At 67.0% G+C, this 23,693-nt stretch carries 20 protein-coding genes; 11 read left to right on the top strand and 9 right to left on the bottom strand.

What is annotated here, in order from left to right:
- Positions 1–6: 6 nt before the first annotated feature.
- Both CFB34_RS08040 and CFB34_RS08035 read right to left on the bottom strand, forming a co-directional pair.
- Complete coding sequence (locus CFB34_RS08040; protein ID WP_089442959.1) at positions 7–375, bottom strand: DUF2946 domain-containing protein; 369 nt, start codon at positions 373–375, stop codon at positions 7–9.
- A 155-nt stretch (positions 376–530) separates the two neighbouring features.
- Positions 531–1,067, bottom strand: coding sequence for a cytochrome b (locus tag CFB34_RS08035; protein ID WP_089442960.1), 537 nt, complete (start codon positions 1,065–1,067; stop codon positions 531–533).
- A gap of 225 nt (positions 1,068–1,292) precedes the next feature.
- Between CFB34_RS08035 and CFB34_RS08030 the strand changes: the two genes are divergently transcribed.
- Positions 1,293–1,931: a Pr6Pr family membrane protein gene (locus CFB34_RS08030; RefSeq protein WP_089443373.1), complete on the top strand. Its 639-nt coding sequence runs from the start codon at positions 1,293–1,295 to the stop codon at positions 1,929–1,931.
- A gap of 48 nt (positions 1,932–1,979) precedes the next feature.
- On the opposite strand, the gene CFB34_RS08025 is transcribed toward CFB34_RS08030, so the two are convergent.
- Positions 1,980–2,714, bottom strand: coding sequence for a peptidoglycan DD-metalloendopeptidase family protein (locus CFB34_RS08025; RefSeq protein WP_089442961.1), 735 nt, complete (start codon positions 2,712–2,714; stop codon positions 1,980–1,982).
- 424 nt (positions 2,715–3,138) lie between these two features.
- On the opposite strand from CFB34_RS08025, the gene CFB34_RS08020 reads away from it, so the two are divergent.
- Entirely contained in the window at positions 3,139–3,459 is a 321-nt protein-coding gene (locus CFB34_RS08020) for a hypothetical protein (RefSeq protein ID WP_089442962.1), read from the top strand.
- A gap of 133 nt (positions 3,460–3,592) precedes the next feature.
- Here CFB34_RS08020 and CFB34_RS08015 read toward each other — a convergent pair whose 3' ends face one another.
- From CFB34_RS08015 to CFB34_RS08000, 4 genes are all read right to left on the bottom strand, one after another.
- On the bottom strand, positions 3,593–3,937 hold the full coding sequence (locus CFB34_RS08015) for a DUF4148 domain-containing protein (protein ID WP_089442963.1): 345 nt from the start codon (positions 3,935–3,937) through the stop codon (positions 3,593–3,595).
- Between the two features lie 200 nt (positions 3,938–4,137).
- The gene (gene gndA, locus CFB34_RS08010; protein ID WP_043177729.1) at positions 4,138–5,550 is read right to left on the bottom strand and encodes an NADP-dependent phosphogluconate dehydrogenase; all 1,413 of its coding nucleotides are present in this window, start codon (positions 5,548–5,550) and stop codon (positions 4,138–4,140) included.
- 97 nt (positions 5,551–5,647) lie between these two features.
- Complete coding sequence (locus tag CFB34_RS08005; RefSeq protein ID WP_089442964.1) at positions 5,648–6,289, bottom strand: DUF938 domain-containing protein; 642 nt, start codon at positions 6,287–6,289, stop codon at positions 5,648–5,650.
- Positions 6,286–7,182, bottom strand: coding sequence for an NAD-dependent protein deacetylase (locus CFB34_RS08000; protein ID WP_089442965.1), 897 nt, complete (start codon positions 7,180–7,182; stop codon positions 6,286–6,288). The genes CFB34_RS08005 and CFB34_RS08000 overlap by 4 nt, the downstream gene beginning before the upstream one ends.
- Before the next feature lie 1,044 nt (positions 7,183–8,226).
- On the opposite strand from CFB34_RS08000, the gene CFB34_RS07995 reads away from it, so the two are divergent.
- The gene (locus CFB34_RS07995) at positions 8,227–8,958 is read left to right on the top strand and encodes a GNAT family N-acetyltransferase (RefSeq protein ID WP_089442966.1); all 732 of its coding nucleotides are present in this window, start codon (positions 8,227–8,229) and stop codon (positions 8,956–8,958) included.
- A 20-nt stretch (positions 8,959–8,978) separates the two neighbouring features.
- On the opposite strand, the gene CFB34_RS07990 is transcribed toward CFB34_RS07995, so the two are convergent.
- Positions 8,979–9,377 carry a lysozyme inhibitor LprI family protein gene (locus CFB34_RS07990; protein WP_089442967.1) on the bottom strand — a complete coding sequence of 133 codons (399 nt, stop codon included), beginning with the start codon at positions 9,375–9,377 and terminating at the stop codon, positions 8,979–8,981.
- 185 nt (positions 9,378–9,562) lie between these two features.
- On the opposite strand from CFB34_RS07990, the gene CFB34_RS07985 reads away from it, so the two are divergent.
- Together CFB34_RS07985 and CFB34_RS07980 are read left to right on the top strand one after the other, a co-directional pair.
- Positions 9,563–10,522 carry an LLM class oxidoreductase gene (locus CFB34_RS07985; RefSeq protein ID WP_089442968.1) on the top strand — a complete coding sequence of 320 codons (960 nt, stop codon included), beginning with the start codon at positions 9,563–9,565 and terminating at the stop codon, positions 10,520–10,522.
- A gap of 299 nt (positions 10,523–10,821) precedes the next feature.
- Positions 10,822–13,308 carry a mechanosensitive ion channel domain-containing protein gene (locus CFB34_RS07980; protein WP_089442969.1) on the top strand — a complete coding sequence of 829 codons (2,487 nt, stop codon included), beginning with the start codon at positions 10,822–10,824 and terminating at the stop codon, positions 13,306–13,308.
- A gap of 27 nt (positions 13,309–13,335) precedes the next feature.
- Here CFB34_RS07980 and CFB34_RS07975 read toward each other — a convergent pair whose 3' ends face one another.
- Entirely contained in the window at positions 13,336–14,169 is an 834-nt protein-coding gene (locus tag CFB34_RS07975; protein ID WP_089442970.1) for a CerR family C-terminal domain-containing protein, read from the bottom strand.
- A 92-nt stretch (positions 14,170–14,261) separates the two neighbouring features.
- On the opposite strand from CFB34_RS07975, the gene CFB34_RS07970 reads away from it, so the two are divergent.
- The 6 genes from CFB34_RS07970 (at position 14,262) to CFB34_RS07945 (ending at position 23,539) form a co-directional block, all read left to right on the top strand.
- Positions 14,262–15,383 carry an HlyD family secretion protein gene (locus tag CFB34_RS07970; protein WP_089442971.1) on the top strand — a complete coding sequence of 374 codons (1,122 nt, stop codon included), beginning with the start codon at positions 14,262–14,264 and terminating at the stop codon, positions 15,381–15,383.
- Positions 15,376–16,962: an MDR family MFS transporter gene (locus CFB34_RS07965; protein ID WP_089442972.1), complete on the top strand. Its 1,587-nt coding sequence runs from the start codon at positions 15,376–15,378 to the stop codon at positions 16,960–16,962. Before CFB34_RS07970 ends, CFB34_RS07965 begins: the two co-directional genes overlap by 8 nt.
- A 13-nt stretch (positions 16,963–16,975) precedes the next feature.
- Positions 16,976–18,463 (top strand): efflux transporter outer membrane subunit, encoded by a 1,488-nt coding sequence (locus tag CFB34_RS07960; RefSeq protein WP_089442973.1) that lies wholly within the window; start codon positions 16,976–16,978, stop codon positions 18,461–18,463.
- A gap of 308 nt (positions 18,464–18,771) precedes the next feature.
- On the top strand, positions 18,772–20,307 hold the full coding sequence (locus tag CFB34_RS07955; RefSeq protein ID WP_089442974.1) for a catalase: 1,536 nt from the start codon (positions 18,772–18,774) through the stop codon (positions 20,305–20,307).
- Between the two features lie 77 nt (positions 20,308–20,384).
- The gene (locus tag CFB34_RS07950; protein WP_089442975.1) at positions 20,385–20,996 is read left to right on the top strand and encodes an ankyrin repeat domain-containing protein; all 612 of its coding nucleotides are present in this window, start codon (positions 20,385–20,387) and stop codon (positions 20,994–20,996) included.
- Positions 20,997–21,709: 713 nt separating this feature from the next.
- Positions 21,710–23,539: a S53 family peptidase gene (locus CFB34_RS07945; protein ID WP_089442976.1), complete on the top strand. Its 1,830-nt coding sequence runs from the start codon at positions 21,710–21,712 to the stop codon at positions 23,537–23,539.
- Positions 23,540–23,693 lie beyond the last annotated feature (154 nt).

The following is a 23,693-nucleotide window of genomic DNA, read 5'->3' as shown; positions in this document are numbered from 1 at the left end:
AGCGCGTCAGGCGCGCTCGGGCGGGGCGCGCGGGTATGCGCGCGGATAGCGGTCGGCGTGCGCCGCGACGGCAGGCGGCGCGACGGCGGAAACGGCAACGAAGGAAACCGCAGCGAGTGCTGCGACGGCCGGCCCGCCGATCGCGGGGCTGTGCGCGAAGAAACCGCAGTAGCCGCACGCATCGAGATGCAGCGCATGATCGTGCATGCGGCCCGCATCGGGCGACGGGTGCGCACCATGCTCCGTACTGCAGACGATTGCGTCGGGCGTGGCCGCCTGCGCGACGCGCCACTGCGACACCAGCGGCGCCGCGATCGCGAACCAGATCGCGAGCACGCCAAGCCAGGCGGTCAGGTGACGATGTCGGTGCAGCATGCTCGGCAACGAGTAAGCGGAATGTAAAAACAGCCGAGATGTTACAGAATGTTCAACGCGATGGCCAGCGCGGATGGCGGTAAACGAACCGGGGGCGCATGGTTGTCAACACAACCATGCGCCCCCGCCTGCTGCATGCTTGCGGAACGTGCCGCTCAGGGCACCATGCGCCGCAGCACGTCGTCGCGCCGGATGAAATGATGGTAAAGCGCGGCCAGCGCGTGCAGGCCGATCACGAAGTAGAACGCGTTGCCGATCAGCTCGTGCGCTGCCTTGATCGTCGGCCGCAGCGCCGTGTCGGGGCCGAACAGCGTGAATGAGATGCCGAGCCAGTCGAGCGACACCGGCTTGCCGCCCAGGTTGATCATCATGATGCCGAGCAGCGGCTGCGCAATGATGAACACGTAGAGCGCGAGATGCGCGAGCTTCGAGAGCCAGCGCAGCAGCGCCGCTTGCGCAATGGCCTGCGGCACCCGGCTGACGGCTCGCCACAGCACGCGCAGCACCGACAGCACGAGCACGAGCGTGCCCGCGGTGAGATGCACGTTCATCCAGAACACCCGGCTGTCGCTGCCTTTCGGCCCGCGGATCTCGATGGCCAGGTAGGCCAGCGCCACCAGCAGGAAGACGGCCCAGTGGAAGAAGATCGCGGGCGAGCTGTAGCGCGTCTGTTTCGCGAGGATGTTTCTCATGCTTCGTCTCGTGTTGTATGCGGGGATGGGCGCATGCAGCCACCGGCCGGCGCCCGGCAAAACTGCCCCGATTGTAGCCGCACGGGCACCCGGTTTTGCACGACGCGCGCAAATATCCGACGAATCGTCCACGCGCGCCGCTCAGCGCACCATATGGAAAGTCCGCATCGCGCGCCCGGACGGCTGTGGCACGATGAAGCTTTGGTGCGACGGCGCGCGGGCATCATGAGCAAGGCGTTCTTCGTTGCGGCCTATCGGCTGACCGCCGCGTTGCTTGCGGTATCCACCACGCTGCACAGCGTCGCCGACTACTGGCACTTGCCGGGCTTTCATCTCGGCAACTACCTCAGCTACTTCACGCAACTGAGCAGCCTCTACGCGGCCGCGATGCTCGCCGTCGGGCTCTGGCGCATCGCGCGCCCCGGCTCGGCCCGCTACGAATCGATGCGCGGCGCCGCGGTGCTGTATGTATTGATCACCGCAATCGTCTACGAACTCCTGCTCGCGCGGCTCGATGCGCTGCACCACGTCACGCCGGCGTTCAACAACTGGGTGCTGCACCGGATCGTGCCGCTCGTCGTGCTGTGCGACTGGCTGTACGTGGAGCCGCGCCTGCCGATCCCGCGGCGCAGCGCGTTCGCATGGCTCGGCTTCCCGATCGTCTATCTCAGCTATACGCTCGTGCGCGGCTCATTCGAGAACTGGTATCCCTACCCGTTCGTCGATCCGCGGCCGCACGGCTACCTGCCGGTCGCGATTCAGTGTTCGCTGATCGCGCTGGGCGCGGTGGCTCTCGCAATGGGTATACGCTGGCTCGGCAATCACGCGAGGCAACTCGGCGCGGTGACGCTCAGGAAAGGATGAAGGCGGGAGCGTGTGCGCCGCCCGGCGCACACGGGGTGAAGCGGACGATCAGCCGCCGTTGCGCGGCAGGAAGTTCATCGGATCGACGACCTTGCCGTTCTGGCGGACTTCGAATTCGAACGTCGAGCGGCCGCTCGCGTCCGTGCCCATTTCGGCGACCGGCTGGCCCTGGCGTACCGCGTCGCCTTCGTTGACGAGCAGCTTGCCGTTGTGTCCGTAGGCCGTGATGAGCCCGTTCTCATGTTTGAGGATCACGAGCGGGCCGTAAGCCTTGACGCCGGACCCGGCGTACACCACGCGCCCAGCCGCCGCGGCCCGCACCGAATGGTCGGGCCCGGACGCGACGATCACGATGCCGCGCGTCTTGCCGGCCGAAAACGGCGTCGCCACGGCACCGGTGGCAGGCCAGGCGAGCGAGCCCGGCTGTGCGGCCGCCGCGGGCGGCTGCCCGAGCGACGTCGCGGCAGGCGGCGGCGCGACACGCAGCACCTGGCCGGGATACACGGCATCGGTCGGTGCCATGTGGTTCCAGCTGGCCACGTCCTGGACGCGCTGCCCGTAGGCGTTCGCGACGCCCGCGAGCGTATCGCCCGGATTCACGCGGTAATAGCCGGCGATCACGCCCGGCGTCGCGGCCGACGTGGGTGCCGGCTGACGCGCCGGCTGCCAGCTGTCGGTCCACGGCGTCATCGTGCAGCCCGTCAGCGCGATGGCTGCGGCAACGAGCGCCGCCTGCGGCAGCCAGCGCGTCAGCGCATCGTGGATGGGAATAGTTTCTCTCAAGGGTCCTCCCGGATTTGCGTCGTTGCGCCGCCCACCGCCCCCCGGCGTGCGGCGCACGATGTCCGGCCTAACGGCCGGATCAACCAGTATCCGACCGCGCTCGCGGCCGTCAGTTTCCACAGCGGGACGTCGGTGCGAATGGGCTCACCGGCCCCTTTTTCGCGTCGTCCCGACCGGCAAAGATACCATTTGTGGCGGTCAAGGCCGCGTCAGGTGCCTGATCCGGCAACAATCTTGCGGCGTCGCACCGGGGTGCCGGTGGCCTGCAAGCCGCGCCGCGCGGGCCGTCGGGCGGGCTGGGGCGGCGCTTGCGCACGCCGCGCCGCCGTCGCGGCCGGTATCGATCCCGTCACATTCTCCCCGTCGATCGCCACCTATACTCGGTGATGCACTGCGCGATCCAACGACAACGAGGAGCATGACAATGAACAACGCGACGTTTCTTTCCGTGCAGCTCAACGCCGACGACTTCTCCGGTTCCAGCGGCCTGGTCGAATTGCTCAACCGGCACCTGCTGTTCGCGACCGACGTCGCCGAGGCGGCCGATGCGCTCGTCCAGCTGGCGAGCGTCGCGCACATGACCGGGGCCACGCGCCACAGCGTCGAGCTGCCGATTCTCGCGATCGAGCGGCTGCGCGACGCGCTCGACACGTTGAGCGGCTACGACGAAACGTGGCTGCAGGTGCTGGAACCGACCGAAGCGCTGTGCCGGGGTATCGGGCACCGCCGGCACGCGCTGCACTGAACTGAATTGAACTGAACCGACGGCTGGCGCGACACGTGCGCCGCCAATGAAAACAGCCCGCCGTTCCGCATGACGGAACGACGGGCTGTTTGTGCTTCCAGGGTCGGATCAGGCCGCCGATGCGGCCGCACCATTAACGACCCTTGTAGATCGGGGCGTCGTCGGCGATACGCTTGACTTGCCAGCCGGTCTTGGCCTTGGCCGGCGAGCCGGATTCTTGCGCGGCAGCCGGTTGCGCGCCGTAGCCGGTCGTGTCGGCAGCGGCGACGTTCTGTTGCGGGTTCAGGCGGGCTTCAGCAGCCTGGATGCCTTCCGGGTAGTTCGTACGGTCGCTGCCCAGCTTGTAGCCGGCCTGTTGCACGGCGACCAGATCGGCCTTCACTTGTGCACGGGTGACGGGCGCGTTCTGTTGGGCGAACGAGACGGCGGGAACGGCGAGGACGGCAGCTGCGGCGAACGTTGCGATCAGCGATTTCATGATTACCTCCGGGATTTTTTTGCTCCGCCGCACACACCATGTCTGCAGCGATGGAACAGAGTTTAGTCCCGGCAGCACCTAGGGAAAACCATGAAACGACGAAAACACTATTTCCCAGGAACCAACAATCCCGGTATCCGGCATCGAAAAACCCTATCGATAGAATAGATTTTCGCAACAATGCCGCCCTCGCGGGCCGGTTACGACCAGTTCGCGTGGAAGCTGCCCGGCTTGTCGGTACGCTCGAACGTGTGCGCGCCGAAGAAATCCCGCTGCGCCTGCACGAGATTCGCGGGCAGCCGCTCGGAGCGGTAGCTGTCGAAGTACGCGACCGCCGACGCGAACGCCGGTACCGGCACGCCGGCCTTCACCGCGGCGACCACGACGTCGCGCAGCGATGCCTGGTAATTCGCGGCGATGTCCTTGAAGTACGGGTCGAGCAGCAGGTTCGCGAGCGCCGAATCCTTCGCGTACGCGTCCGTGATCTTCTGCAGGAAGCGCGCGCGGATGATGCAGCCCGCGCGGAAGATCTTCGCGATCGTCCCGAGATCGAGGTTCCAGCCGTATTCCTCGGACGCCGTGCGCAGTTGCGCGAAGCCCTGGGCGTACGAGATCACCTTGCTCAGGTACAGCGCGCGGCGCACCGCTTCGACGAACGCGGCGCGATCGCCGTCGAACGGCGCGGCGGCCGGCCCCGACAGGACCTTGCTGGCTGCGACGCGCTCGGTCTTCAGCGACGACAGCACGCGTGCGAACACCGATTCGGTGATCAGCGGCAGCGGCACGCCGAGATCCAGCGCATTCTGGCTCGTCCACTTGCCGGTGCCCTTCTGCGCGGCGCGATCGAGGATCACGTCGACCAGGTGCTTGCCGGTTTCCTCGTCCTTCTTGCCGAAGATCTTCGACGTGATCTCCATCAGGTAGCTGTCGAGCTCGCCCTGGTTCCACTCGGTGTACACCGCGCCGAGTTCGTCGTTGGTCAGGCCCGCGACGTCCTTCAGCACCGCATAGCTTTCGGCGATCAGCTGCATGTCGCCGTATTCGATGCCGTTGTGGACCATCTTCACGTAATGGCCTGCACCGTCCGGGCCCATGTACGCGACGCACGGCTCGCCGTCCGACGGCGCCTTGGCCGCGATCTGCTTCAGGATCGGCTCGACGAGGTCGTATGCGTCACGCTGGCCGCCGGGCATGATCGACGGGCCGCGCAGCGCGCCCTCTTCGCCGCCCGACACGCCGGTGCCGATGAAATGCAGGCCCGATTGCGCGAGCTCCTGGTTGCGGCGGATCGTATCGGTGAAGTGCGTATTGCCGCCGTCGATCAGCACGTCGCCCTTCTCGAGCAGCGGCTTGAGCGACGCGATCGTCGCATCGGTCGCCTCGCCGGCCTTCACCATCATCAGGATCCGGCGCGGCGTTTCGAGCGACGCGACGAATTCCTCGAGCGTATAGGTCGGCACCAGATTGCGGCCGGGGAATTCGGCGATCAGTTCGTCGGTTTTCTCGCGGCTGCGGTTGTACACCGACACCGCGTAACCGCGGCTCTCGATATTGAGTGCGAGATTGCGGCCCATCACCGCGAGCCCGATCACACCGATTGCTTGTTTGCCCATTAGTCAATTCTCCGGAAAAAACGGGGCGCGACCCGAGCCGGGTCGCGCGCACAGGCGAAAGGATAGTGGAAACCCGGCGGCGATGCGCGCTTGCCTGTCATTGCTCCGCGTGCGGCAGCCGCCGGAACACGACGCTCAGGTTGTTCGCAGGCATCTCGACCACCTCGATGCAGTCGAGCCCGCGATCGAGGCCGAGCGCGACGACGGTCTCGAGATCACGCACACCCCACGACGGGTCGCGGCTGCGCAGCTGCAGGTCGAACGCTTCGTTCGACGGCGCCGTATGCCGGCCCTCGCGGCGATACGGCCCGTACAGGAACAGCACGCCGCCCGGCCGCAGCAGGCGCGACGCACCCGCGAACAGCGCGTCGGTGCAGGCCCACGGCGAGATGTGGATCATGTTGATGCAGACGATGGCATCGAGCGCGTCGACCGGCCAGGACGCATCGCGCACGTCGAACGCGAGCGGCCCGGCAACGTTGGCGAGGCCCGCATGGGCAACCCACGCGGCGATCGAGCGCCGCGCCTGCGCATCGGGATCGCTCGGCTGCCAGTGCAGGGCCGGCAGCGCCTGCGCGAAGTGGACCACGTGCTGCCCCGTGCCGCTCGCGATTTCGAGCACGCGGCCGCTCGCCGGCAGCACCCGGCGCAAGACGTCGAGGATCGGCCCGCGATTGCGTTCGGCCGCCGGCGCCGACAGCCGCGCCGACGGATCGGGAGAAGCGGTCGGATCGGTCACGATGCCTGCTCCGGTGTGTGGCTCGCGACGCCCAGCCGCGCCGTCAGCGCGTCGAGCGCGGGTGCGCAGCGCGCCTCGACCTTCAGCGTCAGCATCGGATCGGCGCGCGTATGGCCGAGATTGAGCGCGGCGACCGGCTTGTTCTGTGCCTGCGCCCATACGCAGAAGCGGTAGCCGGAATACACCATCAGCGAGGAGCCGACGACCAGCAGCGCATCGGCCGCCTCGAGCGCCTGCGACGCAAGCGCCACGCGCTCGCGCGGCACGTTTTCGCCGAAGAACACGACCGCCGGCTTCAGCAGCCCGCCGCACGCGGGGCATGCCGGAATGCGGAACGTGTCGAGCGCGGCCCATTCGAGGTGCGCGTCGCCATCCGCGGCCGGCTCGGCCTGCGCGCCCAGCAGTTCGGGATTGTCGGCCTCGAGCATGACCTGGATCGTCGCGCGCGCATGATGCGCGCCGCAGCCGAGGCACGTGACACCGTCGATTCCGCCGTGCAGTTCAATGACGTCGCCGCTGCCCGCGCGCTGGTGCAGGCCGTCGACGTTCTGCGTGACGAGACGCTCGATCCGTCCCGCGCTGCCGAGTCGCGCCAGTGCCACGTGCGAACCGTTCGGCTGCGCGCGACCGACGACAGGCCAGCCGATCATGCTGCGCGCCCAATAGCGCCGCCGCGCGGCATCGGAGCCGAGGAATTCGTGGAGCTGGATCGGCGGCGAGCGCATCCATTGGCCGTTGCGGTCGCGATAGCCGGGAATGCCGGAATCGGTGCTGATGCCCGCGCCGGTCAGCACCAGCAGGCGCGGATGACGCTCGACGAACGTGTGCAGCGCATCGAGTGCGGCCGGGTCGACGTCGGCGGTTGAGGGATCGTTCTGAGCTGTGTCGTTCATGTTGGCAACGCGTGATCGGGCGCGCCGGCAAGCACCGTGCGCCCGCACGGGCGGCCAGGCACGCCAGCACATGATACAGAACGCCGCGTGCTCGGGCCGATGGCGCGCGTCGCACACCGGTGCACAAAAAAAGACGCCCATCCGCCATTCGGCGATGGGCGCTTCAACAATTGATCCATCGGGGTAGTGGATCAACTGACAGCACAATTTCGCGGCGTCCGCCCTGCTGCTGCGGGTGAACGCTTCCCCTGGACTCCATGTGTTCCGCGATGCCGAATGCATCGATGCGCTGCCGGCTTTCCGGTGCTTTCCGGTGCTTTCCGGTTCGGCCCCGTCGCGCCGCCGCGATGCACGGCACGCACACGCCGACGCCGCGCGACGACTTGCGTTGCGCGCGGCAGATTGACGATCCGGGATCCGGGCCGGGCCATCCGCAGGCATTCACGGTTCATCCCCGACGGCCGACCGGCACCAGTCGGCCTCGTGCGTCATGCCTGCACGTTGTCGTTCAGAACAAACCCGATTGCTCGGATGGAACGGAAAGCCGCGCGCTCACGTCGCCTCGATAAACGGCGAAGCGAATAGCCCGGCAGGTCGGCGATTCATGTTTGCAACACGACACGTTGCGATTCGGTCTGTTTTCATTCTCTTGTCCCCGTCTCCGATGCGTCCGACCCACTGAAGCGATCGCCGGACCGACTGCGTCCGCGACCGCGCTCACGGCCTGCACAGACATGCAAGGAGCGCACCATGCGTCACGCCGCAAGGCCGCGCGGGTCAAAACGGGGCCATCGACGCGCATCGCGCACCGGCAAGCCGCGCGAACGTTTCGAAACTGAAACGCGTGCCGGATCGGCGGGCGTCGGCCGCGCGAGCCGTCAGGCCGCTCCCGCCCGGCCCAGGCGGGCAGCGCGACGTTGCATCGGCGCGCGATCGCCGAACGGCTTACAATCGCCCCACAGTGCCGCATGAACCGGCGCGCGGCGCCGTCCTGGCCTTCCTCGCGCGGCACGCACCACCCGACCGGAGCCCACTACCCGACGCATGCCTGACGCACACGACTGGCTGGATACCGACTACCGCACGCTGTTCCGCCTGCATCCGGATCGCCGGATCGAACGCGAGAACGATCCCGACTGCTCGCCCGGGCCGCGCTTCTGGCTCGGCCGAAGCGCGGACGGCAACCTGGCAGGCATACGCGCCGACGTGCCCACTCCGGTTGCAGACGAACTCGCGCGCCTGGCCAGCAGCGAACCGCCGTTGGCGAACCGCATGCAGCCCGCGCACCTCGATCGCTATCTCGCGCTGCTCGCCCCTGTTCCGCACTGGAATATCGGCCTCGTCTACCCGCTGCATCACGCACTCGGTTTCGACACCGACGCGCGCGTCGCGCTGATCGACGGCGACAGCGACGCGGGCCGGCATCTGCGGCATGCGCTGTCCACGCACGGGATGCCCGAAGGCCTGTACTCGATGGGATTTCGAAGCGCCGCCGATCTGTGGGCGCCGTGGTGCGCGGCCGTCGTCGATGGAGAAGTCGCGTCGGTCGCGTTTGCCGCGCGGCTGTCCGAAGGCGGTGCCGAACTCGGTCTCGCGACGGCCCCTGCATTTCGCGGGCGCGGCCTCGCGGCGGCGGTGACCGCGGCGTGGTCGCGGCTGCCGTCGCTTCAAACGCGCACGCTGTTCTACAGCACCGACAGCGACAACCGCGCGTCACGAAGTGTGGCGTCGCGCCTCGGTCTCACCTTGCGTGGCGTGACGCTGCGCGTGGCCTAGCACCGGGCCGGCGCGACACCTCAACGAAAGGCCTCGATCACCTTGACGCGACGCTCGGTTTCGCCGACGAAGCAACTGTCGACCTCCACGAGCCCGAGCGTGCCGCCCGCATCGGGCTGCCGCGATTCGGCACACTTCGCGTCCCGCGCCTTGAGCCAGCGGCGCTCGTCGTTGCGCAGTCTTGCCTGCCCCTGCTCGTCCAGACTCGCCATCTTCATCTTGTAGACGGCATTCAGCCGTTTGTCGGCCGCTTCGTATTTCAGCCGGAGGCAATTGCGGATGTCGGCCGTGTAGCCCGTTTCCTCGGCGGTCTTGCAGATTGCGGCGCGCTGCGCATCGTCCGCGAGCGCGTCTGACGCGACCGCGCAAAGCATTGCGCTCGCCGCCAGACCGATCGCCATGTATTGAAGCATGTTCATCCGGATGCGTTGTTTTCAATGACGGAAGGCCCCGATTATGCCCGGCCCGCTGCCCGCATGACCTGCGTTGCAGCGACGTGAACCGGTCACTGCGCATGCCGTGCCGCACAACCGTCGGGCAAACACGCTAGCATTCGAACACGCAACGTCGCGCGTCGGCTTCGCGCTGCCTCCCAGGACTCGACATGACCACACCCGCCTCTGCCCGCCCCGATGTCGCGCATCGCGTCTTTTCGGACGGACGGTTGTCGATCGGCCTCACGCTTCCGCTGCTTCGCACCGGCCATATCGTCGCCGACTTCGACGAGCAGCTCGAACTCGCGACGCTGGCCGACACGCTCGGCTTTCGTGCGCTGTGGATTCGCGACGTGCCGCTGAACAGCGCCGACTATCCCGATCCGGTCGGCCACCTCGACCCGTGGGTCCTGCTCGGCGCACTGGCGTCGCGCACACGTCGGATCGCGCTCGCCAGCGGTGCGATCGTGCTGCCGCTGCGTCATCCGCTGCATATCGCGAAAGGCGCGCTGTCGGTCGCGACGCTGTCGGGCGGCCGCTTCATCCTCGGGCTCGGCTCCGGCGACCGGCCACCCGAATATGCGGCGTTCGGTGTCGATGCGCAGACGCGGCGCGACCGCTACCGCGCCCACTGGGACGTCGTCGCGGCCGCGCTCGGCGTGCCGTCGCGCGTGCTGCCCGACGAAGCGCCGCCCGATGCACCCGAATTCACGCTGCTGCCGCGCGGCGCCGACGCCGTGCCGATGCTGGCGGTCGGCTCGGGCGGACAAAGCGTCGACTGGATCGCACGGCACTCGCTCGGCTGGATGACGTACCACCGCGATCCGGACACGCAGCGCGCACGCTATTCGATGTGGCGCGCGGCGGTCGACCGGCTCGCGACGCCAGCCTTTCGCGCGTTCGGCGTATCGATGCGGCTCGACCTCGCCGCGAATCCCGATGCGTCGGCCACCGCGTTGCCGCTCGGCTATGCAACCGGACGCCGGGCATTGATCGACATCCTGCGGGACATGCACGCGGCGGGCACGCACCACGTCACGCTGAATCCGGGCTCGGACCGGCCCGTGCGCGAAGTCATCGAGGAAATCGCGGAACACGTTCTGCCGGTTTTTCACGACGGGCCAGCGTGATTCGGCAGGATTCCAGATTAATTCGACCCGACGCGTGCGTGGCTCATCGTTGTCGACGAGCCGGCATTACAAATATCTTACGCACTAACCGTTGAAACACCCCAACCTATCCGACGACCTGCAGTCCGCGTCGGACACATGACCGCGCAAATGCGCCGCAAACGCCCGCGCCGCATCGGGCATGCCCGATTCGAATGATCGTCGACGGAACTATTCGGTTGCGATCGCGATCATGTTAACTTCCGTCCATCGTTCAGCCTGGCGGGCCGCGCGCCGATGCGCGCCCGCATGCCTACTCCATGCGACATTTCCTCCTCGGCTGGCTGCTGGCCGCCGTCGTTTCGGCCGCCCATGCGGCCGCTCCCGCCCCGGCCGCCGCGTCGGCCGCTTCCGGCACCGCGCCCGCGCTGACGCCGCAACAGGCGCAGCAGGCACTCAATGTGCTCGAAAATCCGCGCGATCGCGCGCAGGTCGAAACGACGCTGCGTGCGATCGCGGCCGTCGGCGCGTTGAGCGCACCCGCGATCGCGTCGAGCGATGCGGCCGCGGCCAGCGCCGCGTCGGCCGCAGCGGCCCCGGCCGCGCTGACGTCGAACGGGCTCGCATCGATGCTCGTGCGGCAGGGATCGCGCTGGACCATCGAAATCGGCGGTGCGCTGAAGGAATCGCTGCACTCGCTGCTCGATGTCGGCTCGGTCGGCAACTGGTGGCATGACAAGCTCGTGCGCGCCGACGAGCGCGCGGATCTTGCACACGCACTCTGGATCATCATCGCCGTGCTCGTGCCCGCGCTCGTCGTCGAATGGTTCGCGAAGCGGCTGCTGCGACGCGCGCTGGCCACAGTGGCCGCTCGGCGCGCCGACACGTCGCGCCGCACCGCGCCCGAGTCCGAATCCGAGTCCGTTACACCCGACTCCGCGACGCTTGCCGACGACAACGCACCACCGGGCGCAGCCGCCCCGCCTGACGCTTCCAACATCCCCGACGCCGCGCCCGTGTCGTCGCAAGGCCGCGGTCACGCGCGCCGCCACACCACGCTGCTGCACCGGATGCCGCGCGCACTCGTCAGCCTGGCGTTGCGTGCCGTGCCGCTGCTCGTGTTCGTCGGCGTCGCGAGCCTGACGATGTCGGTGATCGGCGATACGGCCGCCCCGATCGAATCCGCGCTCGAAGCACTGATCGACATCTACGTGATCTGCCGGCTCGTCACGATCGTCAGCCGGCTGTTCTTCCAGCCCGATGCGCGGCAATTGCGGTTGCTGCACATCAGCGACGCGTGGGCCGACTTCGCGCAACGCTCGATCGCGCGCATCGTGATCGTGGTCGGCGCCTGCACGGCCGCGGTCGAGATCGCCGCGAACTTTGGCCTCAGCGACGCCGGTCACGTCGCGCTGCTGAAAGCCGTCGCGCTCGTCGGGCACCTGATGGTCTCGGCGCTGATCCTCCAGTGCCGGCTGCCGGTCGCCGCGCGGATCCGGGCGGCCGGAGAGGATCGCCCGTCCTTCGCGATGATCGCCAACGCGCTCGCGGACGCGTGGGCGCCCGTATCGGTCTTCATCGTGATGGCGCTGTGGTTCGTGTGGGCGCTCGACGTCCACAACGGCTACCGCGTGCTGATCACGCTCGGCGGCCGCTCGATCGCCGTGATGATCGGCATGCGGATCGTGTCGATCGTCGTGTTCGGCGCGCTCGCGCGGCTGTTCCAGGGCCGCGACGAAGATCGCACGCTCGTCCATGCGCACGCATACCGCTACTACCCGCTGCTGCGTCAATTCGTGTCGGGCGCGATCGGCATCGTGACCATCGTGCTGCTGCTGCAGATCTGGGGCGTACCGATCTTCCGCGCGTTCGAGACCGGCACGATCGGCCACCGGCTCGCGTCGGCGCTGGTGACGATCGCCATCGCGGCCATCGTCGCGCTCGTCGTGTGGGAAGCCGCGAACATCGCCATCGAGCGCCGCCTGCAGCGCTGGACGCGCGAAGGCAATCTCATGCGCGCGGCGCGGCTGCGCACGCTGCTGCCGATGCTGCGCACGCTGCTGTTCGTGATGATCGCGCTCGTCGTCGTGCTGACGGGCCTCAGCCAGCTCGGCGTGAACGTCGGCCCGCTCCTTGCCGGCGCCAGCATCTTCGGTGTCGCGCTCGGCTTCGGCTCGCAGAAGCTGGTGCAGGATTTCATCACCGGGATCTTCCTGCTGATGGAAAACGCGATGCAGGTGGGCGACTGGGTCACGCTCGCCGGCGTGTCGGGCACGGTCGAATACCTGTCGATCCGCACCGTGCGGCTGCGCGCCGGCGACGGGTCGTTGTACACGATCCCGTTCAGCTCGGTGACGACCGTCAACAATACGAATCGCGGGCTCGGCAACGCGGCCGTCAAGATCAGCATTGCCTACGGCGAGGATATCGATCTCGCGATCGCGACGCTGAAGGAGATCGGTGCGGCATTGCGCGACGATCCGAAATACCGCGACGGCATCCTGTCGGACTTCAGCTACTGGGGTATCGACCAGGTCGACGGCGCGACGCTCGCGCTGGCCGGACAGATGCAATGCACGGACTCGACGCGCTGGAGCGTGCAGCGTGAATTCAACCGGCGGATCGCGGAGACGTTCCTCGAACGCGGGATCCGGATCGCCAATCCGCAGCGCAGCGTCGTTGCGTACGCGGACGGATCGCGGCCTGGGGGCGATGACGAGAACGGCACCCACGGCGACAGCAGCCATGCTGCCGACGTGACGGCCCGGCCGCCGTCGCCGGAAGCACCGGCGCGCAAGCCGGGTTGACCGGCCGGGGCCGACCGCGCGCCGCGTTCAACGCGCGGCAGGCTTGCTCCCGCGCCGGAGGCCTTTCCCGGCGGGCGTCGACGCCCCCGCCTTCGCCGTACGTTTCGCCGTCGCGCCCGGCTCGCGCTTCGAGCCGGCTGCAGGATCGGCCGCCAGGGCGTCGCGCTGCACGTGCCATTGCTGGAGCAGCACCCGCGTCTGCTCGGCAATGGTGTCGATCAGCAATTTCGCGCGCTCGCCTTCGAATGCCTCCCATTCGAGCAACTGCAGCGCCGAACGCTGCGCGATGTGGAACACAGTGATCTGCCCGAACAGGCTCAGTGCACGCAAGCGCGTGACGGGATCGTTGGCCGGCCGCCCCGAGATGCGGCCGATCAGCTCGGCGCTCACGTCGTTCAGCGGCTTGCGCATGCGCTTCATCAGGATTTCGCTCGCGCTCGCCGGCTCCTGGCCGCCTTGCTCGCGTGCAAAGAACATCCGCTGGTTCATCGTCTTCGGCGTCGTGAACATCCGGTCCGCCAGCGCGCGCAGCAGCCCGACGAACGCATCGATCAGCACGTCGACGTCCGCGTCCGCATCGAGCATCGCCCATGCATGGCCGACCGCCGGCGCGAACGCTTCCCGGCCGAGCTCCGCGATCGTCTCCACGCACGCGCGGTACACGCCTTCCTTGTTCTCGAAGTAATACTGGAGCGCCGGCGCGTTCACGCCGGCCATCGCCGCGATCTCGCGTGTCGATGCCCCCGCGAACCCGCGCTCGCCGAACAGTTCGATCGCCGCCTCGATGATCCGCTGGCGCGTTTCGTCGCCGCGGGCGTAGCCGCCCGCCGACGTACGGCGCAGCTTCTTCGCTTCGTTCATGCCTTCCTCGTCATTCGATCGACCGACATTCTACTTGACACAATTTTATCAACTGGAATAATTCTTCCACGTGGAATAAATTGGATGCCAGCATGTCGACTCCGCAAGACCCGCCACCGAAAGCAGATCGTCAGGAAAACGGAACAACCCCGCGCAACGGCAACGGATCGAAGCGGCGCATCCTGCTCGTCGTCGCCGTGCTCGCGGCGATCGGCGGCGCCGTCTGGCTCGGCCGCTGGTGGACGGTCGGCCGCTTCATCGAAAGCACCAACGACGCGTACCTGCAGGCGGACAGCATGACGGCCGCGCCGAAGGTCGCCGGCTACGTGACCGACGTGTACGTGCGCGACAACCAGGCCGTCAAGGCCGGAGATCCGCTCGTGCGACTCGACGTCCGCCAGTACCAGGTCGCGCTCGCGCAGTCGCTTGCGACCGTCGACGCGCGCCGTGCCGACATCGCACGCGCCGAGGCCGACATCAGCCAGCAGCGTGCGAATCTCGAACAAGCCGACGCACAGGCGAAGGTGTCGCGCATCAATGCGCAGCACGCCAGCGACGAATACACGCGCTATGCACCGCTCGCCGCGACCGGCGCGGAAACGCACGAACGCGTGGCCGACCTGAAGAGCACGCGCGATCAGGCGGCCGCGACGCTCGCCGCGAACAATGCGTCGATCGCGGCCGCCCGCACGCAGATCGCGTCGTTCACCGCGCAGCTCCAGCAGGCGCGCGCGCAGCTCGAAGCCGCGCAGGCCAGTGCCGCACAGGCGCAGCTCGACCTCGACAACACGATCGTGCGCAGCACCCTCGCCGGCCGCGTCGGCGATCGCACGGTGCGCGTCGGTCAATACGTGCAGCCCGGCACGCGCCTGCTGACCGTCGTGCCCGTCGACTCGATCTACCTCGTCGCGAACTTCAAGGAAACGCAGATCGGCAACATGCGCATCGGCCAGCCCGTCGAACTGCACGTCGACGCGCTGCCGGACAGCGCGCTGTCCGGCGTCGTCGACAGCTTCGCCCCCGGCACGGGCGCGCAATTCGCGCTGCTGCCGCCCGAGAATGCGACCGGCAACTTCACGAAGATCGTCCAGCGCGTGCCGGTGCGCATCCGTCTCGCCGCGAACGCCCGCGCGCAGCGCATGCTGCTGCCGGGGCTGTCGGTGACGGTCGACGTCGATACGCGCTCGGCCCGCGACGAGACGCACCATGGCTGAACCGTCCGCCACGATGCCGATGCCGCCGCACGAGGGCCGCGCGAGCGTGACCGACTGGATCGCGGTCGCGGCCGGCGCGCTCGGCGCGCTGATGGCGACCCTCGACATCTCGATCACGAACTCCGCGCTGCCGCAGATCCAGGGTGAAATCGGCGCGACCGGCACCGAGGGCACGTGGATCTCGACCGGCTACCTGATGTCGGAGATCGTGATGATCCCGCTCGCCGCGTGGCTCACGCGCGTGTTCGGGCTGCGTAATTTCCTGCTGACGAACTCCGCGCTGTTCATTGCCTTCTCGATGATGTGCGGCTGGTCGCATTCGCTGCCGATGATGATCGCCGGCCGGATCGGCCAGGGCTTCACCGGCGGTGCGCTGATCCCGACTGCACAAACCATCATCCGCACGCGGCTGCCGCTGTCGCAGTTGCCGGTCGGCATGACGCTGTTCGGCCTGATCGTGCTGCTCGGGCCGCTGTTCGGCCCCGTGCTCGGCGGCTGGCTCGCGGAGAACGTCAGCTGGAGCTGGTGCTTTTTCCTGAACCTGCCGGTGTGCCTGTTGCTGATGGCGCTGTTGATATTCGGGCTGCCGTCGGACCGCCCGCAATGGCATGCATTCCTGAACGCGGACTGGCTCGGGATCTTCGGTCTCGCGATCGGCCTGAGCTCGCTCACCGTCGTGCTCGAGGAAGGCCAGCGCGAACGCTGGTTCGAATCGCAGATGATCGTCACGCTGAGCCTCGTGTCGCTTGCCGGGATGATCCTGATCGCGTTGTCGCAGATCTTTGCGAAGCGGCCGATCATGCGGCTGTCGCTGATGCGCAACCCGCGCTACGCGAGCGTGATCGTGATCGTGTCCGCAGTCGGTGCGGGGCTGTACGGCGTGTCCTACCTGCTTCCGCAGTTCCTTGCGATCGTCGCCGGCTACAACGCGGAGCAGGCAGGCGCGATCATGCTGCTGTCGGGGCTGCCCGCCTTCCTCGTGATGCCGATCCTGCCGCGCCTGCTCGGCAAGGTCGATTTCCGCATCCTCGTGATCTCGGGGCTGCTGCTGTTCTGCCTGAGCTGCATGCTCGACATCAGCCTGACCGCGCAAAGCGTCGGCCACGACTTCGTCTGGTCGCAACTGATCCGCGGCGTCGCGCAGATGCTCGCGATGATGCCGCTGAACCAGGCCTCGATGGCGGCCGTCGCACGCGAAGACTCGGGCGATGCGGCCGGGCTCTACAACATGGCGCGCAATCTCGGCGGCTCGATCGGACTCGCGATCATCGGCACCGTGATCGACCGGCGCACGACCTTCCATACGGCCGCGCTCCGCGAATCGGTGACGGCGAACTCGCTGATCGGGCAGGACCGGCTGTCGGCCTACGCGGCCAACTGGTTCTCGCACACCGGCGACCTCGCGTATTCGAACATGCGCGCGCTCGGACAGCTGGCGCAGCAGATCCAGATCCAGGCCGTCGTGATGACCTATTCCGAAACCTTCTATCTGCTGGGCATCGCGCTGCTTGCCTGCGTGCCGCTCGCGCTGCTGCTGAGAACGCCGCGCGGGCCGCAGCCGATGTCGTCCGGCCACTGAACCGTCTTACGCGATGAAACCCTTCTCCCTGCCCCGCCGCCCTGCGCTCACGCTGTGCGCGGCCGCGTGCCTGCTCGCCGGCTGCACGGTCGGCCCCGACTATCGCGGCGCGCCCGCCGCGCCGGATGCGCCGACCTTCGTGCGCGCGCCGGCCTCCGGCGTCGACCCCGCTGCGCCCGCGCCGAGCGCATGGTGGCACGCGCTCAACGATCGCCAGCTCGACGACCTGATCACCGCCGCGCTCGCGTACAACCCCGATCTGCATGCGGCACAAGCCCGCTTGCGCGCATCGCGCGCGCAACTCTCGCAACAACGTGCGGCCCAGTTGCCGAAATCGTCGGCGACCGCCGCCGCCATCCGCATGCGCGAGCCCGACGTCAGCGCGCTCGGTTCGCTGCTGCCGTCGAACGGTTCGAGCCAATCGAGTGGCACCTCGCCGTCGCTGGGTGGCTCGGGCCCGCTGCAGCTCTATTCGGCAGGCTTCGACGCAACCTGGGAAATCGACCTGTTCGGCGGCACGCGCCGCGCGGTCGAAGCGGCATCGGCGCAAGCGGAAGCGGTCGACGCCGATCTCGCCGACACGCAGGTGTCGATCACGGCCGAAGTCGCCAATGCGTACATCGACCTGCGCGATCAACAGCAGCGGCTTGCGCTGTCGCGGCGCACTGCCGAGCTGCAGCAGAAGATGCTCGAACTCACGCAGCAGCGGCGCACGCGTGGCGTTGCGGCCGATGCCGACATCGAACGCCTGACGACGCAAGTCGAAAACACGCGCGCATCGCTGATCCCGCTCGACGCGCAGGTGACGGAATCGCTCGACCGGCTCGCGATCCTGACGGGCCGCGCACCCGGTGCGCTCGACGCGGCACTGTCGACACCGGATGCGACGCTGCCGACGCTGCCCGGCAGCGTCGCGATCGGCGATCCGGCCACGCTGCTGAAACAGCGTCCCGACATTCGCGCGGCCGAGCGCCGGCTCGCATCGAGCAATGCGCAGATCGGCGAGCACGTCGCCGACTATTTCCCGAAGGTGACGCTGCTCGGCGATCTCGGTTTCAGCGCGACGGATCCGGGCCACCTGTTCCGCAAGCAGAACTTCACCTGGGTCGGCGCGCCGTATCTGCAATGGAACATTCTCGACTTCGGGCGCACGCGCGGTGCGGTGCGCGCGGCCGAAGCATCGCGAGACGAGGCGGAAGCGAACTATCAGAAGGCGGTGCTCGGCGCCCTGCAGGATGCCAACACGGCATTGCAGCGCTATGGGCATCAGCGCGAACACGTCGTTGCGCTCACCAAGGTGCAGACGTCGGCCGTGCATTCCCGGACGCTGATGGACGAGCGCTATCGCGCGGGCGTCGCATCGATGATCGACCTGCTCGATACGCAACGTGAAGCGTTGGCCGCGCAGCAGAACGTGATCGCCGGGCAGGCCGAGCTGATCAAGGACTACGTGTCGCTGCAAAAAAACCTCGGGCTCGGTTGGCAGACGGGCGCGGGGTGATGCCGAGTTGTTCGGCGCTGCACGGCAGGATTTGTCGAGGCTACTGCGGCGCCGATGCTCGACATGTGGATCGCAAGTCCAAAGCGCCCCGCATTCGACGCTTGCGGATCGCTTCGCGGCGCGCGACGCAACAACTCATTGCGTACGCAACAATATTCATCGCCTGCGTCGATGAGAACCGCACCCACGCCGCATCGACGCCGTCGCTATCGGAAACATATCGAATATCAATTAGCCAATCGTCTGACGATCTCTTCTAATTCAGTCGGCTTCCCCACCACCGATCGGATTCAAGGAGTTCCATCGTCATGTCCCCATCCTCCCATCGCGTGCTGAGACACGCAGTCGCCGCGATCTGCGTTGCACTTTCCGCGTCCCCCCATGCCGCCGAACTGACGCGAGACACGGGCGCCCCCGTCGGCGACAACGAGAATTCGCAGACGGCCGGCCCTGCCGGCCCCGTGCTCCTGCAAGACTCCGCACTCATCGAGAAACTGCAGCGCTTCGATCGCGAACGCATCCCGGAACGCGTCGTGCATGCACGCGGAACCGGCGCATTCGGCGAGTTCGTGCCGACCGCCGACATCTCGAACCTGACGAAAGCGAAGGTCTTCATGCCCGGCACCCGCACGCCGGTGTTCGTGCGCTTCTCCACCGTGATGGGCTATCGCGGCTCGCCTGAACAGGCGCGCGATCCGCGCGGTTTCGCGGTGAAGTTCTATACGCAACAGGGCAACTGGGACATGGTCGGCATCAACTGGCCTGTGTTCTTCATTCGCGACGGCATCAAGTTCCCCGACTTCGTTCACGCGAACAAGCCGAGCGCCGTGACCGGCGTGCAGGACCCGAACCTCGCATTCGACTTCTTCGCGCACACGCCCGAAGCGACGAACATGCTGACGATGCTGTACACGAACGCGGGCATGCCCGATTCGTATCGTCACATGGACGGCTTCGCGGTGCACGCGTTCAAGTTCGTCAATGCGCACGGCGACGTGCACTACGTGAAGTTCCACTGGAAAAGCCAGCAAGGCGTGCACGGCCTGCGCCCGCAAGACATCGGTGCATCGATCGGGCGCGACTGGAACATGATGACGAACGACCTGTACGGCGCGCTGAAGCAAGGCGACTTCCCGAAGTGGGATCTGTACGTGCAGGTACTCACGCCGCAGGACCTGAATCGTTTCGACTTCGATGCACTGGACGACACGAAGGTGTGGACCGGTGTGCCCGAGCAAAAGATCGGCACGATGACGCTGAACCGCGTGCCCGACAACTACTTCCAGTCGACCGAGGAATCGGCGTTCGCGCCGTCGCGACTCGTGCCCGGCATCGAGCCGTCCGAAGACCGGATGCTGCAGGACCGGCTGTTCGCGTACGCCGACACGCAGATGTACCGGCTCGGCGCGAACTACATGGACCTGCCGATCAACCGGCCCGTCGTGCCGGTGGTCAACAACAACCAGGACGGCAAGATGAACGCCGGCGACCGCAAGGGCGAGGTGAACTACGAACCGTCGACGCTGCATGAACTCGCACCGGATCCGCAGTACAAGTCCGTACGCATGACGCTCAACGGCACGACGCAGCAGGAAGCGATCCACAAGAAGCTGCGGTTCCGTCAGGCGGGCGAGTACTACCGCGGCCTGTCGCCGCAGGACAGGGACGACCTGATTACCGCGCTGTCCGGCGATCTCGGCAAGGTGACGAACGCGCACAACCAGTACGCGATGCTGTCGTACTTCTACAAGGCCGATGCCGACTACGGCACGCGTCTCGCGCAGGCCGTGCATGCCGACGTCGGGCAAGTGCAGGCGCTCGCCGCGAAGCTCAGCGAGAACTGATCCCGCGACTCCGGTCGCCGTCGACGTGCGGGGTAGCGCCGCGCACGTCGACCTTACCCACCCATCAGGACATCCTCATGCAATCCGAACGCCTGACGTGCGCGATCCGCGCCACCGCAACGGTCCTGGCGCTGGCCGCGCTCGCCGGTTGCGCGCACCTTCCCGAGCAGCCGGCGTATGCGCCGGCCGACCCTGCCGCGCTGCGCCGCTACGACGGCGACTGGTTCGACGCCGCCCGCGTCGGACGCGTCGACATCCTGCGTGCGTTGCACGACGCCGGCTATCCGGTCGACGCCACCGACAGCCGCGGCTTCACGGCCGTGATACTCGCGTCCTACGACGGCCAGCCGGCAGCGCTCGACTACCTGCTGTCGGCCGGCGCGAATGCATGCGCCGGCGACCGTCACGGCAACACGGCGCTGATGGGCGCCCTCTTCAAGAACGAACCCGACATCGCACGGCGCCTGATCGACACGCCATGCCCGATCGACCAGACGAACGGCGCCGGGGAAACCGCGCTGGGATTCGCCACGTTGTTCAATCGCTTCGACCTGATTCCGCTCCTCGTCGCGCGTGGCGCGAATCCGAATCATGTCGATCGGCGCGGTCAGTCGCTGCTGCAGCTCGCGCGGTCGCACGACAACACGGAAGCCGTGGACGCGCTGCGGCATGCGGGTGCAAGGCAGTAGCTTCATGCCCTGCTTCCTGATGCCCGCGGACTCGCCTCGCTTCACCGCGTCCGGCGATTCGAGTCCCGCCTCGAATACGATCGGCCAATTGCCCCATTACGCATCAAACCGGAAACGATCGGCAAATCGCATTCCGCATTACTTTCTTTAGCGGCCCTGGACATTACAAAACACTGCCAATATTTTCAAAAACATTGCACCTATTCGCTTTAATTTAGTTTCATATAATCAAAAAAAGTTTGACACCTCGCTTTCGTTCTTGATACCGTCCGATCCAAGCAATCTGACGAATTGCTCACTACGCAATCGCTTCCGCTCTACGTTTTTGCTTCCGCCGCACCGCAATGCTCGCCGCCGGCCGCGTCGTTCGCGCGCCGACGCATGCAACATCCCGATGCATCTCATTGGACAACTGCCATCCGGCAGCGGGCCGAAGGATCGAATCAAATGAGCAGGACAACGAAACTGTTGCTCTAGCAATCTCGCCCGCGCCCCGTCCGGCGCAGTTGCGTCGTATCGCGGCGCAGCCTTCCCGTTACCGCGTTTTCCGTATTTCGCCCCCGGAGACAAGACACCTTTCCGGATCGGGCGGAAGGCCCTGTCGCGTCCGTGCCATCCGCATGCGTGCGACAGAAATCGGCGGTGCATGACCCGCACCGCTGTCGACCGTTGTTGTTCGTGCTGTTCGATGTTCAACCGGAGGGGTAATTCAAATGAATCAGGTTGCAGACAAGAATCAAAAGCACAATCGCTTCGTCAAACTCGCCTTCGCCGCCGCAGCCGCATCGTTCGGCATGGCGACCGCCCACGCCGCGCCTGCTGCCGGCTGGACGGAAACGCACACCAAGGGCTTCCTGCCGCTCGTGCAGCAGAGCGAAGCCGGTACGGCCGGCGCGCCCGCCGCGAGCACGGCGGCGGCTGCAGCAGCCGCCGTCGAGATGGCGCCGGGCGAGTCGGTGGACATCGTGCTCGGCCTGAACCTGCGCAACGAGGCGCAACTCGACCAGTATCTGCACGACCTGCATACGCCTGGTTCGCCGCACTACCGGCAATTCCTCACGCCGGCGCAGTTCGCGTCGCAATATGCGCCGACCGACCAGCAGGTCGCCTCCGTCGTCGCGCATCTGCGCAAGGCAGGCTTCGTGAACATCGTGGTCGCGCCGAACCGCCTGCTGGTCTCCGCGTCCGGCACCGCCGCCACCATCAAGTCCGCGTTCCGCACGACGCTCAAGCGCTTCACGCGCAACGGCCGCAGCGTCTACGCGAATACCGACGCCGCGCAAGTGCCGAACGCGATCGGCGGCGTCGTGGGTTCGGTGCTGGGCCTGCAGAACGTCGAACTGATGCATACGGGCGCGGGCAGCCAGCCGCAAGGCAACACCAGCAATCTGACGATTCCGGCCGGCGCATCGGCGGTGCCGCACAACCCGACCGAATTCTCGTCGATCTACGGCGGCGACGGCACGCCGACCGCCTCGCAGACCACCGTCGGCATCATCTCCGAAGGCGACCTGTCGCAGACGGTAAGCGACCTCAATACGTTCGCCGCAAACAACAGTCTCGGCACGATCAGCAGCAGCATCGTGAAGACGGGCCCGTCCGGCAGTTCGTACACCGACACCGACGGCACCGTCGAATGGAACCTCGACAGCCAGTCGATCGTCGGCGCGGCCGGCGGCAGCGTGAAGCAGGTCGTGTTCTACGTCGCGCCGTCGATGACGCTCACGGCGATCACCGCCGCGTACAACAAGGCCGTGACCGACAACGTCGCAAAGGTGATCAACGTATCGCTCGGCGTGTGCGAATCGTCCGCGAACAGCACCGGCTCGCAGGCCACCGACGACACCATCTTCAAGCAGGCAGTCGCGCAGGGGCAGACCTTCTCGGTATCCGCCGGCGATCATGGCGCGTACGAATGTGCGAGCGGCACGCCGTCGCGCTCGACCTACACGGTCAGCGAGCCGGCAACGTCGCCGTACGTGATCGCCGTGGGCGGCACGACGCTGTTCACCAATACGTCGACCAACGCGTACAACAGCGAGATCGTCTGGAACGATCCGAGCTGGCAGCCGGGCACCGTGTGGTCGACGGGCGGCGGGTACAGCAAGTACGAAGCCGCGCCGTCGTGGCAATCGTCGAGCCTCACGGGATCGACCAAGCGCGCACTGCCTGACGTCGGCTTCGACGCGGACCTGCGCACCGGCGCGATTCTCGTCGTCAACGGCCAGACGTCCAACACGCTGTGGGGCTCGGGCTACCTCAACAACGAAGGCGGCACGAGCCTCGCCGCGCCGATCTTCACGGGCATCTGGGCGCGCTTGCAGTCCGCCAACAACAATGCGCTCGGGTTTCCCGCGTCGAGCTTCTACAAGTACTTCCCGAGCAACGCGGCACTGCTGCACGACGTCACGTCCGGCAACAACGGCAGCGGCACCTACGGCTACAAGGCAAAGGCCGGCTGGGACGCAACGACGGGCTTCGGCAGCGTGAACATCTCGAAGCTGAACACGTTCATCCAAAGCACGTCGGATTTCGCACGCTGATGGATCGATGACTGCCCCGGTTCCGCGTGCGCACCGCAACGCATGCATGGAACCGGATGCGATCGCTTGAACAACCCGTGAGGGCCGCAAGGCCTTTGCGGGTTTTTTGTATTCCGCGCACTCTCGAGGCGCGGCCTCCGGCGCGACGATGCGC

This window comes from Burkholderia sp. HI4860, assembly GCF_002223045.2.
Taxonomy (GTDB): Bacteria; Pseudomonadota; Gammaproteobacteria; order Burkholderiales; family Burkholderiaceae; genus Burkholderia.
Note: the sequence above shows the minus strand (reverse complement) of the source record. Positions and strands in the feature narration are given on the sequence as shown.

Coding starts and splice junctions, on each gene's coding strand:
- CFB34_RS07970 (WP_089442971.1), top strand. CDS start 14,262: ATGTCGACTCCGCAAGACCCGCCACCGAAAGCAGATCGTCAGGAAAAC.
- CFB34_RS08035 (WP_089442960.1), bottom strand. CDS start 1,067: ATGAGAAACATCCTCGCGAAACAGACGCGCTACAGCTCGCCCGCGATC.
- CFB34_RS08015 (WP_089442963.1), bottom strand. CDS start 3,937: ATGAAATCGCTGATCGCAACGTTCGCCGCAGCTGCCGTCCTCGCCGTT.
- CFB34_RS07995 (WP_089442966.1), top strand. CDS start 8,227: ATGCCTGACGCACACGACTGGCTGGATACCGACTACCGCACGCTGTTC.
- CFB34_RS07980 (WP_089442969.1), top strand. CDS start 10,822: ATGCGACATTTCCTCCTCGGCTGGCTGCTGGCCGCCGTCGTTTCGGCC.
- CFB34_RS07960 (WP_089442973.1), top strand. CDS start 16,976: ATGAAACCCTTCTCCCTGCCCCGCCGCCCTGCGCTCACGCTGTGCGCG.
- CFB34_RS08000 (WP_089442965.1), bottom strand. CDS start 7,182: ATGAACGACACAGCTCAGAACGATCCCTCAACCGCCGACGTCGACCCG.
- CFB34_RS07985 (WP_089442968.1), top strand. CDS start 9,563: ATGACCACACCCGCCTCTGCCCGCCCCGATGTCGCGCATCGCGTCTTT.
- CFB34_RS07950 (WP_089442975.1), top strand. CDS start 20,385: ATGCAATCCGAACGCCTGACGTGCGCGATCCGCGCCACCGCAACGGTC.
- gndA (WP_043177729.1), bottom strand. CDS start 5,550: ATGGGCAAACAAGCAATCGGTGTGATCGGGCTCGCGGTGATGGGCCGC.
- CFB34_RS07945 (WP_089442976.1), top strand. CDS start 21,710: ATGAATCAGGTTGCAGACAAGAATCAAAAGCACAATCGCTTCGTCAAA.
- CFB34_RS07990 (WP_089442967.1), bottom strand. CDS start 9,377: ATGAACATGCTTCAATACATGGCGATCGGTCTGGCGGCGAGCGCAATG.
- CFB34_RS08040 (WP_089442959.1), bottom strand. CDS start 375: ATGCTGCACCGACATCGTCACCTGACCGCCTGGCTTGGCGTGCTCGCG.
- CFB34_RS07975 (WP_089442970.1), bottom strand. CDS start 14,169: ATGAACGAAGCGAAGAAGCTGCGCCGTACGTCGGCGGGCGGCTACGCC.
- CFB34_RS08030 (WP_089443373.1), top strand. CDS start 1,293: ATGAGCAAGGCGTTCTTCGTTGCGGCCTATCGGCTGACCGCCGCGTTG.
- CFB34_RS08020 (WP_089442962.1), top strand. CDS start 3,139: ATGAACAACGCGACGTTTCTTTCCGTGCAGCTCAACGCCGACGACTTC.
- CFB34_RS07955 (WP_089442974.1), top strand. CDS start 18,772: ATGTCCCCATCCTCCCATCGCGTGCTGAGACACGCAGTCGCCGCGATC.
- CFB34_RS07965 (WP_089442972.1), top strand. CDS start 15,376: ATGGCTGAACCGTCCGCCACGATGCCGATGCCGCCGCACGAGGGCCGC.